Raw genomic sequence first — 14892 nt, 5'->3', positions numbered from 1 at the left:
TGATGAGCGCTCAGGAAGCGATTGCCCCTGCTGAAGAAAGTGAAGCCGCCAAACGGCCCACTTCAGTGCTTTTTGTCTGTGGAAAGAATTCTATCCGTTCGCCAATTGCCGAACTTCTTGCAAGAAAGCTGCTTCCACCCAATATGTATATAGCTTCTGCCGGTGTTCAGCGCGGCGAGCGTGACCCGTTTGTCGATGCAGTGCTCAATGAAGAAGGCCTGTCACTCGATGCCCGGCAACCGCGCGGACTGGAAGAACTGGCAGACGGCTATTTCGATCTTATCATCACGCTCACCCCGCTTGCGCATCATACGGTGCTGGAGCGGATGCGTGGCTTTTCCGTCGATGTGGAATATTGGCCTACGCCCGATCCCACACTTATGACGGGAAGCCGTGAGCAGATCATGAATGCTTATCGTGATGTACGAGACCGCCTGAAGCGGCAAATCACACAGAGATTGGCACCGAATTAAAAGCTCCTGAGCCTAATCCAATTCGGTTGTTCACAAATGCCGTCTAATCATATAGGTTCCGGCCAAATTTAAAGCTGCGGCCCGATTTCGGGCCAATTTTATCAAAGAAAGTAACAGGTATCGCATGGCGAAAGAAGAAGTCCTCGAATTTCCGGGTGTTGTTACGGAACTGCTGCCGAATGCAATGTTCCGCGTGAAGCTCGAAAACGAACATGAGATTATTGCCCACACCGCAGGCCGCATGCGCAAGAACCGCATCCGCGTTCTCGCTGGCGACAAGGTTCTGGTCGAAATGACCCCTTACGACCTTACCAAAGGCCGTATCACCTACCGCTTCAAGTAAGCGACTAACTACCTTTCAGGAAAACCTTGTCTCAGGAAAAAACTTGTCTATGAGCGCGCAACATAAGCTGGTTCTTGCCTCCGGCTCTCCCCGCAGGATCGAGCTTCTGGGGCAGGTCGGCATTGAGCCAGATCATATTCAGCCAGCTGATATTGACGAAACGCCTGAGCGCGCCGAACATCCGCGTTCACTGGCGCGTCGTCTTGCGCGCGAAAAGGCAAAAGCCGCACAGGAACAATTAAAGGGCGACGAAAACTTCGCAAATGCTTTTGTTCTGGCGGCTGACACGGTTGTAGCTGTGGGGCGTCGTGTCCTGCCCAAGGCAGAGATCAACGACGAAGCACGGGAATGCCTGCGCCTCTTGTCAGGACGCACGCATAAGGTTTTCACTGGCGTGTGCCTCATTCTGCCCAATGGCAATTTGCGTCAGACGCTTATCGAAACGCGCCTGCGTTTCGAGCGGCTGACACGCAAACAGATCGACGCCTATCTCGCTTCTGGCGAATGGCGTGGCAAGGCTGGTGGTTATGCCATTCAAGGGCTCGCTGGCAGCTTTGTGGTCAAGCTTGTTGGATCATACACCAATGTGGTTGGCCTCCCCTTGCAGGAAACTGTGAGCCTGCTGGCCGATGGCGACTATCCCGTTTACGATAACTGGATAAACGGCAAGGTCTGAGAACTTCCATGAGCGACAAGAAAGATATATCCGCAGCTGCCGGTTCGCGCGTTACACCGTTGCGCCCGACTCGCCCCTGCCCTGAATGCGGTAAGCCGTCGGTCCGTGACACGTATCCGTTCTGCTCGCCACGTTGCAAAAGCATTGATCTTAATCGTTGGCTTTCAGGAAGCTATGTCATTCCTGGAAAAACGATTGAGGAGGAAGAAGAAAACGACAACTGAGGCTGTTCAATAGGGATTTCCACAGTGAAATCGGCACTTTAGCGTGTTTATAAGAAATCTTATAAAAATTGCGATGGGGTGCTGGACAGCGCGAAATTTAATGCTATAACCCACCCACTTCCGGCGGACACCAACACCGCCACCCAGTGAGAAATCACTGATAGGATGCCCGGATAGCTCAGTTGGTAGAGCAGCGGATTGAAAATCCGCGTGTCGGCGGTTCAAATCCGTCTCCGGGCACCATTTTTCTCCTGAGAATGATTTTCTGATGTTACGCAGTATGTTAGCGACTGCCTTATATTCGGTGAGTTCGATCCGGAGCACTCATGAAATTTTCCCCTGCCGATCAAGACGCCCTCTTCCGCATTCTGCAGTGGCGGCGGGATGTACGCCATTTCCTGTCTGATCCTGTTTCCTATGAAGTGCTCGAAAAACTGCAAGAGGCAGTGGCCTATGCACCATCTGTCGGAAATTCGCGTCCCTGGCGTATCTTTGTCGTCCAAAGCGCCGAAATGCGTGAAGCGGTGCATCACCTGTTCGAAAAAACAAATTGCGATGCGGCTACTGTCTATGACTACGCTCGTGCAGAGGAATACGGAAAACTGAAGCTCGAGGCGATCCGCACGGCCCCGGTTCAACTCGCCATTTTCACCGAAACAGACCCCGCTGAAGGCCACGGCCTTGGGCGACAGACAATGGCCGCTACGCTTGAGCAAAGCACCGCAATGGCCGTCCAGAATCTCAATCTCATGGCCCGTTCACGGGGACTTGGTGTCGGAATGGTTTCCATTCTCGATCCGCTCGCCATGAAGCACCTGTTCAACGTGCCAGAACATTGGATTTTCAGTCATTATCTGTGTATCGGCTGGCCATGCTTCACCAGCGATATACCGCTCCTGCATGAGAATGGGTGGCAGGAAAATACGACCCTCCGTTGGAAGACGTTATAGGTCACAACTGCTCGTTGACATGACCACCCAGCAAGTGGCTGGCGCGCATATTTGATAGTTGATCGCGCCAGTCCAATTTGCTTAATGAGGCACATGCTTCTACACGACAAACATCGGCTCGCTGTTCTCACTTCCTATAACACGATCGAGATGGGGCAAGATCGCACACTGGATGCGCTCTGCAATCTGGTTCTATCGACGTTTGGTGTGCCCATGGCAGCGGTGTCGCTTGTCGATGAGTGTGTGACGCATCATATCGGCATGGCTGGCTGCGTGTTCGGTGATGTAGCCAATGAAAACACGTTCTGCTCCCGCGCAATCGAGAGTACTGATCCTTTTCTGATAGAAGATGCCACTTCCGATGATCGTTTTGCCACGAATCCTTTCGTGAAAGATGCGCCGGGGATTCGATTTTATCTTGGTGCTCCACTGATCGCGCCCGATGGCTCTACACTTGGCGCAATCTGTGCTCTGGATACCAAAGTCAGACAATGCACTTCTGAGGAAAAGATAAAGCTCATCAGTCTCGCCAGCACTGCTGTCGAGATTCTGAGCATGCGTCGCTACATGCGCGAAGCGCGTAAATTGGCGCTTGTCGATGGATTGACCGGCATTGCCAATCGTACTGGCATCGAGTTGGAAATCGAAAAGGCAATCCTTGCACTTCGCAATCACGATCTACCCTTTTCGCTGCTTTACTTCGATGTCGACCGGTTCAAGCAGGTCAATGACGCGTGTGGCCACGCCGCAGGAGACGAATTGTTGCGGTTGATCGGCGAAGTGCTGGCCGGGCGCAATCGTCCTGACGAGGTCAGCGCACGTCCTGGCGGCGATGAATTCATCGTGCTACGCCTCGGCGGTACAAGAATAAGCGATCTCGCTGAAGCCCAGCAGATCAAGGCTCTTCTGGATGATGCCGTTTCCCGCGCAAGTTTCCCTGTCAGCTTTTCGATGGGCCTTGTGAGCTTCACTGCGGCTCCTAAAGATGTTACGGCAGCTCTCTATGCGGCTGATGCACTGCTATATGACGCCAAGCGGCGCGGTAAAAACCTGATCACGGCCGGCGAACAGAAATAAGGCTTCACTTTTCAGTGAGACATTGGCCTATTGCCCCTACAGATAATTGGGAGTGTTATCTGTAAAGTTTCGGTGCACTCCGTTTATCATCACACAATTACGATCCACATCTAAGCGAGGATTTTCCATGATCTGGACCTTGTTCGGCATTCTTTCGGGTGCCTGTATCGCCATTCAGGCTCCCATCAATGCGGCGCTCGCGCGTGGACTTGGTTCTCCGGTCACCGCAGCAGCGATTTCCTTTCTGTCAGGCGCAGTCATTCTTGGCATAATCGCAGCCATAACCGCACGAGCAACAGGCGCGATGCCAGCGTTCAACGTGCCTTCTGGCTGGCTGTTTGTGGCTGGCGGTGCGCTTGGCTGTATTTATGTGACCACGTCTGTATTGCTCACACCACGCATCGGTGCTGCGGCCGTGATGGGGCTTGCCGTCGCCGGGCAATTGGTGGCGGGACTTGCCGCAGATCGTATCGGTTTCATGGGAGTAGCAGTACGCGAAATCACTGCAGGGCGCGTAGCCGGAGCCGTGTTATTGCTGACCGGCGCTTTGATGATCCGCTTTCTCTAGAGCGCATCCCGAAAAGTGTGAAACGGTTTTCGGACAAAGATGCGCGTTAAAACAGATAATTAGAGCGCCGATCTGATCCAATCAGATCGAAACGCGCTCTAAAAGCAAAAGCCGCGCTGTATTTTTTCAGCGCGGCTTTTTTTTATCAACCCTTGAAGGTGTATTCCGTAATCGACTGCGGCTTCATTTCGATGGAGAAGCCCGGCAGCGATGGCGGCATATAGGCCGCATCCTTGATGATGCATGGCTCAATGAAGTGCTCGTGCAGATGATCGACATATTCGATCACGCGACCGTCCATGGTGCCTGAAACGGCAACATAATCGATCATCGAAAGATGCTGCACATATTCGCACAGACCAACACCACCTGCATGTGGCCAGACCGGCTTGTTGTACTTGGCAGCAATCAGCAGCACGGCCAGAACTTCATTCAGACCACCCATGCGGCATGAATCGATCTGAACGATGTCGATGGCGCCTTCTGCGATGAACTGCTTGAACATGATGCGGTTCTGGCACATTTCGCCGGTCGCTACCTTCACGTCGCCAATAGCTTCGCGGATCTTGCGATGACCTGCAACATCATCCGGGCTGGTCGGCTCTTCGATGAAGAACGGCTTTGAGAAAGCAAGCTTGTTGACCCACTCAATCGCCTGATCGACTTCCCACACCTGATTGGCATCGATCATCAGATAACGGTCTGGACCGATGACTTCACGTGCGATGGTAAGACGACGAATATCGTCTTCAAGATCACGGCCGACCTTCATCTTCACATGATTGAAGCCTTCGTCGATGGCTTCCTGACAAAGACGGCGCAGCTTTTCGTCGTCGTAGCCGAGCCAGCCTGCCGAAGTCGTGTAGCAAGGATAGCCAGTCGCTTCGAGCTTCGCGATACGCTCCGCCTTGCCGCTTTCTGCTTTGCGCAGAATTTCAACGGCTTCGTCGCGGGTGAGCACGTCGGTCAGATAGCGGTAGTCGACGATGTCGGCGATTTCCTCTGCTGAGAGTTCCGACACCAGACGCCAGACCGGCTTGCCGGACTGCTTTGCCAGAATATCCCAGAAAGCATTGACGACAGCACCGGTTGCCAGATGCATCGCACCTTTTTCAGGGCCGATCCAGCGCAGCTGGCTGTCGCTTGTCAGATGGCGCCAGAACTTGCCAGGTGCGGAGCGGACAACGTCGAGATCGACGCCGACCACCAGATGGCGCATCGCAAGAATAGCCTGACAGCAGATGTCATTGCCGCGACCGATAGTAAAGGTGAGGCCGTGACCTTTCAGAGCCTCGTCATCCGTATCTAGGATGACATAAGCTGCCGAGTAGTCCGGGTCCGGATTCATCGCGTCAGAACCGTCCAGACTTTGCGAAGTCGGGAAGCGCAGATCAAAAACGCGCAGATCAGTAATTTTGGTCATTTGTAATTCCGCGATCCGAACATGACCCCCAAAAGTAGCAACGCGTTTTGGGAATCATGCTCAAAAAAATTAAACGTCAGCGCGCACGTTCTGCTTCTGCGAGCCGAGGCCTTCAATGCCGAGTTCGACAGTGTCGCCAGCCTTGAGATAGCGCGGTGGCTTCATGCCCATGCCAACGCCGGGAGGTGTGCCGGTGGAGATGATGTCGCCAGGTTGCAGAGACATGAACTGCGAGAGATAGGAAACGAGGTAGCGCACGCCATAAACCATGGTCTTGGACGAGCCGTCCTGCATGGTTTCGCCATTGACCTTGAGCCACATGGCAAGGTTTTCAGGATCAGCGATTTCTTCCTTCGTCACAAGCCATGGGCCGGTTGGACCAAACGTGTCGCAGGATTTGCCCTTGGTCCACTGACCCTGACGCTCGATCTGGAATGCGCGCTCGGAGACGTCGTGGATGGTGCAGTAACCGGCGACATAATCAAGCGCATCGTCTTCGCTGACATATTTCGCGGTCTTGCCGATCACGATGCCGAGCTCCACTTCCCAGTCGGTCTTTTCAGAACCGCGAGGAATGAGAAGGTCGTCATTCGGGCCAACGATGGCGGAGGTTGCCTTCATGAAGATGATCGGCTCAGGCGGAACGGTAGCGCCCGTTTCAGCCGCATGGTCGGAATAGTTGAGACCGATGCAGATGAACTTTCCGGTGCCGGTAACGCATGGGCCAAGACGCGGGTTGCCGTCAACCTTTGGCAGAGAATTCACATCGAGCGAACCGAGCTTGGCAAGCGCTTCAGGGCTCAAAGCGGCACCCGACAGATCGCTCACATGAGCAGACAGATCGCGGATATTGCCATCAGCATCGAGAAGGCCCGGCTTTTCGTGACCGGTTTCGCCATAGCGAAGAAATTTCATGAGTTTACTCCTTTGCGGGGATAGAATTGGCAGCTTGGACTAGATCGTCCAGCCACCGTCGATGTTGTAAGCCTGACCCGTGGTATAGGTGGCACCAGCGAGATAGACCGCGAGATCCGCGATCTCTTCCGGCTGGCCAATACGGCCAATCGGCTGACGGGCGATGAAGGCTGCACGCTGCTCTTCATAGTCACCTTGCGCGCGCAGACGATCCTGCAGCGACGGGCTTTCAACCGTACCGGGGCAGATCGCATTGCAGCGAATACCCTTCGCGACATAATCAGCCGCGACAGCCTTGGTAAGACCGATGACGGCAGCTTTGGTGACGCCATAGGCAAAGCGATTCGGCACACCCTTCACGCTGGAAGCAACCGACGCCATGTTGACGATTGCGCCGTCTTTGCGTTCCAGCATACCCGGCAGCACGGCACGGATGGTGCGGATCATCGCCTTGATGTTGAGATTGACCGCGAAATCGAGGTCTTCGTCCTTCATTTCCAAAATCGAACCGCCATGGACGACACCTGCGCAGTTGAACAGGATATCGACCTGACCGATCTCGGCAACGAGTGACTTCACTTCCGCCTCATCAAGCACGTTGAGCTTGCGGGTGATGATGTTAGAGACACCTTCGAGTTCTTTGAGAGCGCCCTCGTTGATGTCAGTCGCATAGACCTTTGCGCCAGCTTCCGCAAAAGCCAGCGCACTTGCACGACCAATGCCCTGAGCTGCGGCTGTCACCAGTGCGGTTTTTCCATCAAATCGTATCGTCATCTTTATGCCTTTCGTTCAACAAGCAGGATGTGGTCGCAAGCAAGCACCACTTCGTCCCGCTGATTAAGCACTTCGCACCGCTCCGTAACGCGGCCCAAATTTGTCCGTTTCGGATCATCTTCCTTGGCACTGATCGTCACGCGCGTGCGGATCGTATCGCCGATATGCACCGGACGCACGAAACGAAGGCGATCATAGCCATAGGAAAACGCAACAGGGTTAATAAGCGTCGCCGTCAATCCAACGCCGATAGCAAAGATCATCGTGCCATGGGCAATGCGCTGGCCACCCGGCAAGGTCTTGGCGAATTCCGCATCCATATGATGCGGGAAGAAATCGCCCGTATGTCCGGCATGCACCACGAAATCCGTTTCGGTGATGGTACGGCCATAAGTGACCCGCTCATGGCCAAGTTCATAATCTTCAAAATAGATCGTCTGTTCGGACATGATTAAAACTCCGGCTTTGCAGCAAGCGGGGTAGCGGGTGAGCTACTTGACTGATAGGCCGCTTCGACTAGTGCCATTGTATGCCAGGCATCCTCAACCGAGCCGATGAGTGCTGCATCTTCACCGCACGCAAAACGCTGCAACTGCGCCATGCGATTGAGAAATGCATCCGGGAACCACGCGCCTTCAAGCGCGACCTGCACCCAATCGTCGCCACCCTTCGGCTTGATCCAGAGCTCGTCCGGTTCGCCACGCGGATAGTCGAGATTAACGCCAAGCTTCACATAGGCAGCACCCTCAGTTCCACAAATGCGGAACTCGCAGGCCTGAAATTTGCGGCCAAAATCATGATCGTGATTGACCGACAGCGCGCAGCGAACCCGGTCGCCATAATCGAGGATCGCAGCGGTGCGGGTTTGAGCGACTTCGTGGTTTGGGTGACCGATAGTCTTGGCGTGAACGCCTTGCGGATTGCCGAGCAGACCGCGCACGAAATCCAGATAATGGATCGAATGCATGGCGATCTCGATACGCGGCAGACCTTTGAGGAACGGCCACAGACCCCAAGGGGTCGCAAGCGCCAGCCATGCATCGAAATCCACCACTTCGCCAAGCAAGCCCTTATCGACGGCATCGTAAAGTGCCAACATCATTGGCGCGAAACGCAGCTGAAAATTCACCGCAGCTTTCAGATTACGCGCACGGCAGACCTTCAGGATTTCCGTAGCAGCGGCAAGATCACTGCCCATCGGCTTCTGAATGAGACAGGCCGCACCTTCCGGCAATTGCGCAAGGATCGAAGCATGGGCTGAAGGCGGTGTCGCCAGATCGAAGATCGCACCTTCAACTGCAATCGCTTCTTCAAGACTTGCAAAAGCTTTCACGCCCCATTGGTTGGCAAGCGCCGATGCCTTCTCGAAATTGGGATCGAAAACGCCTGCAACCGCAAAGCCGCCCTGCTTATAGGCGGGCAGATGCGCGTCGCCGACAATGCTGCCTGCACCGAAGATCACGATAGGCTTCGGCTCAGACGGCTTGGCCGACCATTGGCGCAAGGTTTTGGGATCGAAGGTCTCAGTCATGGTGGAAAACCTCCTCCATCATGGCCCACCACTCGCCCTCTTTACGGGTTTCAAGCGGCTTCTGGCATGGCATGCAAACCGACCACCATTCCTGATTTTTAGGGTTATCAGCCATCTTCTTCATGTCGGCCTCAAAGTCTTGGCCGACATATTCCCACGTACCGAAAAGCAGGTTCTCAGGCTCTTTCAAAAAGATCGTATAATTGGTGATATTGCACTCGGAAATGAGTGCCAGAATTTCCGGCCACACGCTCGCATGCAGCTTTTTATATTCTGCGATCTTTTCAGGCTTGAGCCCGATAACCATACCCATACGTGTACTCATGCCGCGCTCACGATCTCACGGGTGAACTCAGCAACAGAACGGCTGCGAACGGCATCCCAATCCCACTCGATACCAATGCCCGGCTCGGACGGCGCGATGGCGTGACCATCACGGATTTCCATGCCCTTGGTGGTCAGTTCATCGAGCTGCGGGATATATTCCACATAACGGCCATTCTGCACAGCACAGGTGAGGCTGACATGCAGTTCCATCAGGAAGTGCGGGCAAACCGGAATATCGAAGGCTTCCGCCGCATGCGCCACTTTCAGCCATGGCGTGATGCCGCCGATGCGCGCCACATCGACCTGCACGATCGAGCATGCACCCTTCTGCATATATTCGCGGAAATGGCGGATCGAATAGATCGATTCACCCACTGCAATTGGCGTCGCGGTCGAGCGCGTCAGGCGGATATGACCATCAAGATCATCCGCCGGAAGCGGCTCTTCGATCCACGCCAGATCAAGCTCTTTCAGACGCTCGGCACGGCGGATTGCCTCATCGACCGTAAAGCCCTGATTGCAATCAGTCATGATTTCAAAGCCGTCACCTACGGCTGCACGAACAGCCGAAAGACGTGCGTAATCTTCCGAGCCATGCGGCTTACCGATTTTCACCTTGGAGCCGGAGAAGCCCTTGGCCTTGGCTTGCAGTGCGTCCTCAACGAGCGCTTCTTTTTCGATATGCAGCCAACCGCCTTCGGTCGTATAAAGCGGGCAACGATCCTTGGCACCGCCTGCGAGTTTCCACAGTGGCAGGTTCTGCTTTTTCGCACGCAAGTCCCAAAGGGCCGTATCAATGGCAGCCAGCGCAAGTGCCGTAATCGCGCCGATGGTTGTGGCATGGGTTGCAAATTCGAGCTTGCGCCAGATTGCTTCGATACAATCCGCATCATCCCCGATGATCAATGGCACCAGATGATCGTTGAGCAGCCGCATCACCGACGAGCCGCCGGTTCCGATTGTATAGCTATAGCCGGTGCCGACCGCACCATCACTATCGGTGATGGTAACGATAGGCGTTTCCTGGCTGACAAAGCTCTGGATCGCATCGGTACGCTTGACCTTCGGCTGAAGGTCGACCATCCGCAGTTCAACTTTTTCAATACGTGCCATGATTACACCACCAGGTCCTGGGCCTGATTTTGGGCCAGGCTCTTGCCGCTTGCGGCATCGAAGAGGTGCGCCTGCGACAAATCAAATTGCATCGGAATGGTTTCGCCCGGTTGCAGGTGACGCGGGTTCAGCATGCGCGCCACCCATTCCTTTCCTGCGAACTCCGCAAAGACCAGTGTTTCATTGCCGAGTGGCTCAGTGATGGAAACGCGCAAGCCGCCTTCGTGAATGGCCTCACCCGACGAAAGGCCATGGCCTTTCGGGAAAAGATCATCCGGTCGCAGGCCGAACGTCACCTTTGCACCATCCTTGACCTGAGCCTTGAATTGGGCAGGCACCGGCAAGCGGTCACCATTGGCAAAAACCAGCTCTGACGCTTGCACCGTTGCTTCAGCCATATTCATCGGCGGCGAGCCGATAAAACCTGCCACGAACTGGGTTGCCGGACGCTTGAACACTTCATCGGGTGTGCCGACCTGCTCGATATGGCCGTCGCGCATGATGACAATACGATCAGCCAGCGTCATGGCCTCGACCTGATCATGCGTTACGTAGACGACCGTGGACTGCACCTTGGCATGAAGCTTCTTGATCTCGGTGCGCATCTGCGTGCGCAGCTTCGCATCAAGATTGGAAAGCGGTTCGTCGAACAGGAATACTTCTGGATTACGCACGATAGCGCGACCCATGGCAACACGCTGGCGCTGACCGCCGGAAAGCTGTGCCGGACGGCGTTCCATCAGTGCTTCAAGACCAAGAATGGCTGATGCTTCATTGACGCGACGGTCGATTTCCGCTTGCGGCTGCTTGGCAATTTTGAGCGAGAAACCCATGTTCTCGCGCACCGACATATGCGGATAAAGCGCATAGGACTGAAACACCATGGAGATGTTGCGATCCCGCGGCGGCAGATCATTGACGACCTTGCCGCCGATTTCGAGCGCACCGTCGGAAATGCTCTCAAGACCCGCAATCATGCGCAGCGTCGTGGACTTGCCACAGCCGGATGGTCCAACAAGTGCTACAAATTCCTTGTCGGCGATTTCGAGATTAATGCCATGCACCACTTCGATTGTGCCGTAGCGCTTGACGAGATTTTTAATGGAAAGCTGAGCCATTACTATATTAACCTTTAACCGCGCCGAACGTCAGACCAGCAACAAGATGCTTCTGAACGATGAATGTGAGGGTCAGCGCCGGGATAATCATCACGACTGCAAGCGCGCACATGCCACGCCAGTCGATGGTGAATTCAGCGGTGTAATCGAGAAGACCAACAGGAAGGGTCTTGGAATTCACCGAACGAGTGAGCTGGGATGCCAGCGCATATTCGTTCCATGAGGTGAGAAAGGCAAAGATGCCTGCCGTCGCGATGCCGGGACCGGCCAGCGGAAACTCCACCTGCCAGAATGCTTGCCAGCGTGTGCAGCCATCGATCTGGGCTGCTTCCGCCAGATCTTTTGGCACCTGACGGAAGAAACCATCGATCAGCCAGATGGTGAAAGGCACGTTGAGCGCCACATAAGTTACGATCAGACCGAAATGCGTATCGATGATACCAATGCGCGAATAGAGCATGAAAAGTGGCAGCGACAATGCAATACCCGGTACAGAGCGTGTCAGCATGAGGCCAAGAAAGGTCGTCGATTTACCCCAGAAGCGGAAGCGCGCGAAAGCATAACCGCCCGATACACCGACGATGAGCGCAATCACTGTCGACGTGACCGAGATAATCAGCGAGTTGCGGAAATAATCCCACACTGGAATACCGCCCCCACCTGCGCCTGAAAACATCGAGTAATAAGCATCAAGCGTGATTTCCTGCGGAATCCAAACCGGCGGCTTCGCCATGATTTCGACTGGCGGTCTGAGCGAAGACAGAACAATCCAGAGACCCGGCAGGCAGATAACGGTCATCGCGAGGAACAGGCCGACCAGATAGGCGACTTTCTTGACGCGACGCAGCAGACGATGCTGGTTATTGGAGAGTGCTTTGTGAGCCATGATTACCACTCCGCTCCAATTTGCGCGCGTGCGGCAGCAAGCTTGCGGAAGAACATTACGGTGAAGAGGATCGAGAGCAGGATCGCGACATATGCCATGGCATTTGCCAGTCCCATTTGTGCATCCGAATAGGCGGTGCGTCCCACAAGCGTCCAAATAAGCTCGGTTCGCCGTGCCGGGCCACCATCGGTCATGATCTTCACAATATCATAGGCGCGTGCCACATCGAGCGAACGAATGGTCATTGCGATGAACGCAAACGGCATCAGATAAGGCCAGATAACATAGCGGAAGGTCTGCCATGGCGTGCAGCCGTCAACGCGCGCGGCCTCAACCGGATCCTGTGGCATGGACAAAAGACCGCCCAGAATAAGAATCGCAAACACCGAGGTCGACATCCAGACTTCTGCCATCAGAATGGCAAATAGCGCCAGATTGCCATCGATCAGCCATGGAATGGCTTGACTGGTGATACCGAGCGACTGAAGCGCATTGTTCACCAGACCAATATTATCGTTGAACATGAACTTGAACTGGAAGCCGACCAGCACGGGCGAGAACATCATCGGGAACATCATCAAGGTGCGCAGAAGGCGCTGACCATGGGTAGCCTTGTTGATGAGCAGCGCCAGCCCGAGGCCAAGCAGCATTTCCAGATTGAGTGCGATGGTAAGGAAAATCACCGTACGAATGAATGCAGCCCAAAACACCCAATCGGTCATGATGCGCTGATAGTTGCGCAGGCCGATGAAGGTGAACAGGCTTTCTGGACGCGTCAGCCGGAACGGCGTGAAGCTTGAATAAAGCGAAAGCGCGAGGGGAAACAGGACCACCGCCGCGAGAATGATGAAGGCCGGAAGCAGAAGCAGTACCGGCGGGGAAATTCGTTTAAACATTGTTCTTCCGAAGCGGCGGACCACAGCATCGGCCTAAAAATCGAAATCGATTTTTGGAAAGCACGATGCGTAGATTCAATAGTTTAGAGCGTCCTTTGTGCGTCCAATTGGATGCATGGCACTCTAAGCGGAAAACCTGTCAAAACGGCCCGCCAGTCGGTTTCCCAAAGGCGGGCCATAAAGTTACCAAGCGAAATCAGAGTTCGCCTGCATCCTCGAGGATCTGCGTTGCTTTCTTGGCTGCATCGTCAAGCGCCTGCTGCGAAGTCTTGTCGCCAAGGATCGCGGCCTGAAGCTCAGGATAGACAGCGTTTGAAATTTCGATCCAGGATGGTGTCTGAGGAACCGGGAAAGCGGTCTTTGCCGTTTCCTGGAATACCGAGAGCACTTCCTTCTTGTATGGATCGGACGCAGCCTGTTCGATGACGTAATCCCAGACAGCTGTGCGCGTTGGCAAAGTGCCTGCAGCCGATTCCTGCTTCTGCGAATCTTCGTTGGTCAGGAACCAGACGAGCGATGCAGCGGCTTCCTTGTTGCTACAGGTTTCAGTGACCGAGAAGCCGTGATGACCCGACCAGCCAGTGCGCTTGCCCGATGAACCTGCAGGTGGAGGAACGATCCCGACATTGCCTGCGACTTTCGACGACTTTGGATCGTTGAAATAGGTCGCCCAGCCTGGCCAATCCAAGTTGATCGCGATGGTGCCCGATGCAAAGCCAGCGCCCAGCTCATCCCAGAGATAGTTTGTCGTGCCGGCAGGAACTGCCTTGGCCTTGTAGAGATTGACGAACCAGTCAAGCGCACGAACACCGGCTTCCGAATTGAAAGCTGGCTTGCCGTCCTTGAGATATTCGCCGCCTTCAGCAACGAGCATTTCATAGAAGCGGCCATTGATGGCTTCTTCCTTGCCCGCAAACTGTGTGCCGTAGAAATTCGGTGGATCAGCAAAGAACACAGCCTGATCGGAAACTTCTTTCCAGGTCTTTGGCGGTGCCAGATCGTAGCCGTATTTCTCCTTGAATGCCGTCTTCTTGGCGTCATCCTCGTAGAGGCTCTTCTGATAATAAAGTGCCGATACGTCGAACTGTGCACGCGGCAGCATGATCAGCTTGTCGTTGAGCGTTGAAGCCTTGATGACCGATGGCACGAAGCCTTCGATTTCTTCTTTCGGAAGCAAGCCGTTCAGATCGGCATAAAGGGTAGGATATTGCGGTGCAAAGGATGAATGGTTGGAACCGACGCACCAGTTGATCGAACCCGATGCGATGTCCGATTTGATTTCCTTGTCCAGTTCGAAGTGGTTCTTCTTGGACAGGATGTTGACCTTGGCACCGGTTGCCTTTTCCCAATCGGCAATGCGCGAATAAAGCGCTTCATATTGCTGACCGCCGATCAGCTTGGCGTCAATTGTAACGCCTTCAAATTTGCCCGGAAGTTCCGCAGCCCCCGCGGAAACCATCCCTGCAGCCAGCAGCACAGAACCTGCCAGCACAGATGTCGTGAAATTTCTCATGCTTCTCCTCCTCTTGACGGGCAACTCCCATGCCCACCCCCAATTGTGAATTGTGTATTTATATGCAAACATAATATTCACACCC

Annotated in this window: 18 protein-coding genes and 1 tRNA gene; 8 read left to right on the top strand and 11 right to left on the bottom strand. The window is 54.4% G+C overall.

Annotation, left to right across the window (positions count from 1 at the left end):
• Positions 1–2: 2 nt before the first annotated feature.
• The 8 genes from OIV19_RS02705 (at position 3) to OIV19_RS02670 (ending at position 4311) form a co-directional block, all read left to right on the top strand.
• Positions 3–473, top strand: a complete 471-nt coding sequence (locus OIV19_RS02705; RefSeq protein WP_095445986.1) for an arsenate-mycothiol transferase ArsC — start codon at positions 3–5, stop codon at positions 471–473.
• A 124-nt stretch (positions 474–597) separates the two neighbouring features.
• The gene (gene infA, locus OIV19_RS02700) at positions 598–816 is read left to right on the top strand and encodes a translation initiation factor IF-1 (RefSeq protein WP_002965531.1); all 219 of its coding nucleotides are present in this window, start codon (positions 598–600) and stop codon (positions 814–816) included.
• 49 nt (positions 817–865) lie between these two features.
• Positions 866–1492: a Maf-like protein gene (locus tag OIV19_RS02695; protein WP_095445985.1), complete on the top strand. Its 627-nt coding sequence runs from the start codon at positions 866–868 to the stop codon at positions 1490–1492.
• A gap of 8 nt (positions 1493–1500) precedes the next feature.
• A complete protein-coding gene (gene yacG / locus OIV19_RS02690) occupies positions 1501–1716 on the top strand; it encodes a DNA gyrase inhibitor YacG (RefSeq protein ID WP_024898072.1) in 216 nt (71 codons plus the stop codon).
• A gap of 167 nt (positions 1717–1883) precedes the next feature.
• A tRNA-Phe gene (locus OIV19_RS02685) sits at positions 1884–1959 on the top strand.
• An 83-nt stretch (positions 1960–2042) separates the two neighbouring features.
• Entirely contained in the window at positions 2043–2666 is a 624-nt protein-coding gene (bluB, locus tag OIV19_RS02680) for a 5,6-dimethylbenzimidazole synthase (RefSeq protein ID WP_264230586.1), read from the top strand.
• Between the two features lie 93 nt (positions 2667–2759).
• Positions 2760–3743, top strand: a complete 984-nt coding sequence (locus OIV19_RS02675; protein WP_264230585.1) for a sensor domain-containing diguanylate cyclase — start codon at positions 2760–2762, stop codon at positions 3741–3743.
• A gap of 127 nt (positions 3744–3870) precedes the next feature.
• Entirely contained in the window at positions 3871–4311 is a 441-nt protein-coding gene (locus OIV19_RS02670) for a DMT family transporter (protein ID WP_095445982.1), read from the top strand.
• A 145-nt stretch (positions 4312–4456) separates the two neighbouring features.
• On the opposite strand, the gene OIV19_RS02665 is transcribed toward OIV19_RS02670, so the two are convergent.
• From OIV19_RS02665 to OIV19_RS02615, 11 genes are all read right to left on the bottom strand, one after another.
• A complete protein-coding gene (locus OIV19_RS02665; RefSeq protein WP_264230584.1) occupies positions 4457–5734 on the bottom strand; it encodes an L-fuconate dehydratase in 1278 nt (425 codons plus the stop codon).
• Between the two features lie 69 nt (positions 5735–5803).
• On the bottom strand, positions 5804–6649 hold the full coding sequence (locus OIV19_RS02660; RefSeq protein ID WP_264230583.1) for a fumarylacetoacetate hydrolase family protein: 846 nt from the start codon (positions 6647–6649) through the stop codon (positions 5804–5806).
• 39 nt (positions 6650–6688) lie between these two features.
• Positions 6689–7423, bottom strand: coding sequence for an SDR family oxidoreductase (locus tag OIV19_RS02655; protein ID WP_095445979.1), 735 nt, complete (start codon positions 7421–7423; stop codon positions 6689–6691).
• 2 nt (positions 7424–7425) lie between these two features.
• Positions 7426–7872 carry a MaoC family dehydratase gene (locus OIV19_RS02650; protein WP_264230582.1) on the bottom strand — a complete coding sequence of 149 codons (447 nt, stop codon included), beginning with the start codon at positions 7870–7872 and terminating at the stop codon, positions 7426–7428.
• A gap of 2 nt (positions 7873–7874) precedes the next feature.
• Entirely contained in the window at positions 7875–8954 is a 1080-nt protein-coding gene (locus OIV19_RS02645) for a Gfo/Idh/MocA family protein (RefSeq protein ID WP_264230581.1), read from the bottom strand.
• Positions 8947–9279 (bottom strand): L-rhamnose mutarotase, encoded by a 333-nt coding sequence (locus tag OIV19_RS02640; protein ID WP_095445976.1) that lies wholly within the window; start codon positions 9277–9279, stop codon positions 8947–8949. The genes OIV19_RS02645 and OIV19_RS02640 overlap by 8 nt, the downstream gene beginning before the upstream one ends.
• Positions 9276–10394, bottom strand: coding sequence for a mandelate racemase/muconate lactonizing enzyme family protein (locus OIV19_RS02635; RefSeq protein ID WP_264230580.1), 1119 nt, complete (start codon positions 10392–10394; stop codon positions 9276–9278). The genes OIV19_RS02640 and OIV19_RS02635 overlap by 4 nt, the downstream gene beginning before the upstream one ends.
• Before the next feature lie 2 nt (positions 10395–10396).
• On the bottom strand, positions 10397–11512 hold the full coding sequence (locus OIV19_RS02630) for an ABC transporter ATP-binding protein (protein ID WP_095445974.1): 1116 nt from the start codon (positions 11510–11512) through the stop codon (positions 10397–10399).
• A 7-nt stretch (positions 11513–11519) separates the two neighbouring features.
• Positions 11520–12398 (bottom strand): carbohydrate ABC transporter permease, encoded by an 879-nt coding sequence (locus tag OIV19_RS02625; RefSeq protein WP_264230579.1) that lies wholly within the window; start codon positions 12396–12398, stop codon positions 11520–11522.
• 2 nt (positions 12399–12400) lie between these two features.
• Positions 12401–13294: a carbohydrate ABC transporter permease gene (locus tag OIV19_RS02620; protein WP_095445972.1), complete on the bottom strand. Its 894-nt coding sequence runs from the start codon at positions 13292–13294 to the stop codon at positions 12401–12403.
• Positions 13295–13490: 196 nt separating this feature from the next.
• Complete coding sequence (locus OIV19_RS02615) at positions 13491–14807, bottom strand: ABC transporter substrate-binding protein (protein WP_095445971.1); 1317 nt, start codon at positions 14805–14807, stop codon at positions 13491–13493.
• Positions 14808–14892 lie beyond the last annotated feature (85 nt).

The sequence above is a fragment of the Brucella sp. HL-2 genome, assembly GCF_025846885.2.
GTDB classification, from domain to species: Bacteria; Pseudomonadota; Alphaproteobacteria; order Rhizobiales; family Rhizobiaceae; genus Brucella; species Brucella quorumnocens.
Note: the sequence above shows the minus strand (reverse complement) of the source record. Positions and strands in the feature narration are given on the sequence as shown.

Bases quoted from the DNA above. Each gene is read 5' to 3' on its own strand.
- infA (WP_002965531.1), top strand. From the start codon at position 598: ATGGCGAAAGAAGAAGTCCTCGAATTTCCGGGTGTTGTTACGGAACTG.
- OIV19_RS02670 (WP_095445982.1), top strand. From the start codon at position 3,871: ATGATCTGGACCTTGTTCGGCATTCTTTCGGGTGCCTGTATCGCCATT.
- OIV19_RS02645 (WP_264230581.1), bottom strand. From the start codon at position 8,954: ATGACTGAGACCTTCGATCCCAAAACCTTGCGCCAATGGTCGGCCAAG.
- OIV19_RS02640 (WP_095445976.1), bottom strand. From the start codon at position 9,279: ATGAGTACACGTATGGGTATGGTTATCGGGCTCAAGCCTGAAAAGATC.
- OIV19_RS02665 (WP_264230584.1), bottom strand. From the start codon at position 5,734: ATGACCAAAATTACTGATCTGCGCGTTTTTGATCTGCGCTTCCCGACT.
- OIV19_RS02675 (WP_264230585.1), top strand. From the start codon at position 2,760: ATGCTTCTACACGACAAACATCGGCTCGCTGTTCTCACTTCCTATAAC.
- yacG (WP_024898072.1), top strand. From the start codon at position 1,501: ATGAGCGACAAGAAAGATATATCCGCAGCTGCCGGTTCGCGCGTTACA.
- OIV19_RS02635 (WP_264230580.1), bottom strand. From the start codon at position 10,394: ATGGCACGTATTGAAAAAGTTGAACTGCGGATGGTCGACCTTCAGCCG.
- OIV19_RS02655 (WP_095445979.1), bottom strand. From the start codon at position 7,423: ATGACGATACGATTTGATGGAAAAACCGCACTGGTGACAGCCGCAGCT.
- OIV19_RS02660 (WP_264230583.1), bottom strand. From the start codon at position 6,649: ATGAAATTTCTTCGCTATGGCGAAACCGGTCACGAAAAGCCGGGCCTT.
- OIV19_RS02630 (WP_095445974.1), bottom strand. From the start codon at position 11,512: ATGGCTCAGCTTTCCATTAAAAATCTCGTCAAGCGCTACGGCACAATC.
- OIV19_RS02650 (WP_264230582.1), bottom strand. From the start codon at position 7,872: ATGTCCGAACAGACGATCTATTTTGAAGATTATGAACTTGGCCATGAG.
- OIV19_RS02705 (WP_095445986.1), top strand. From the start codon at position 3: ATGAGCGCTCAGGAAGCGATTGCCCCTGCTGAAGAAAGTGAAGCCGCC.
- OIV19_RS02620 (WP_095445972.1), bottom strand. From the start codon at position 13,294: ATGTTTAAACGAATTTCCCCGCCGGTACTGCTTCTGCTTCCGGCCTTC.
- OIV19_RS02625 (WP_264230579.1), bottom strand. From the start codon at position 12,398: ATGGCTCACAAAGCACTCTCCAATAACCAGCATCGTCTGCTGCGTCGC.
- OIV19_RS02695 (WP_095445985.1), top strand. From the start codon at position 866: ATGAGCGCGCAACATAAGCTGGTTCTTGCCTCCGGCTCTCCCCGCAGG.
- OIV19_RS02615 (WP_095445971.1), bottom strand. From the start codon at position 14,807: ATGAGAAATTTCACGACATCTGTGCTGGCAGGTTCTGTGCTGCTGGCT.
- bluB (WP_264230586.1), top strand. From the start codon at position 2,043: ATGAAATTTTCCCCTGCCGATCAAGACGCCCTCTTCCGCATTCTGCAG.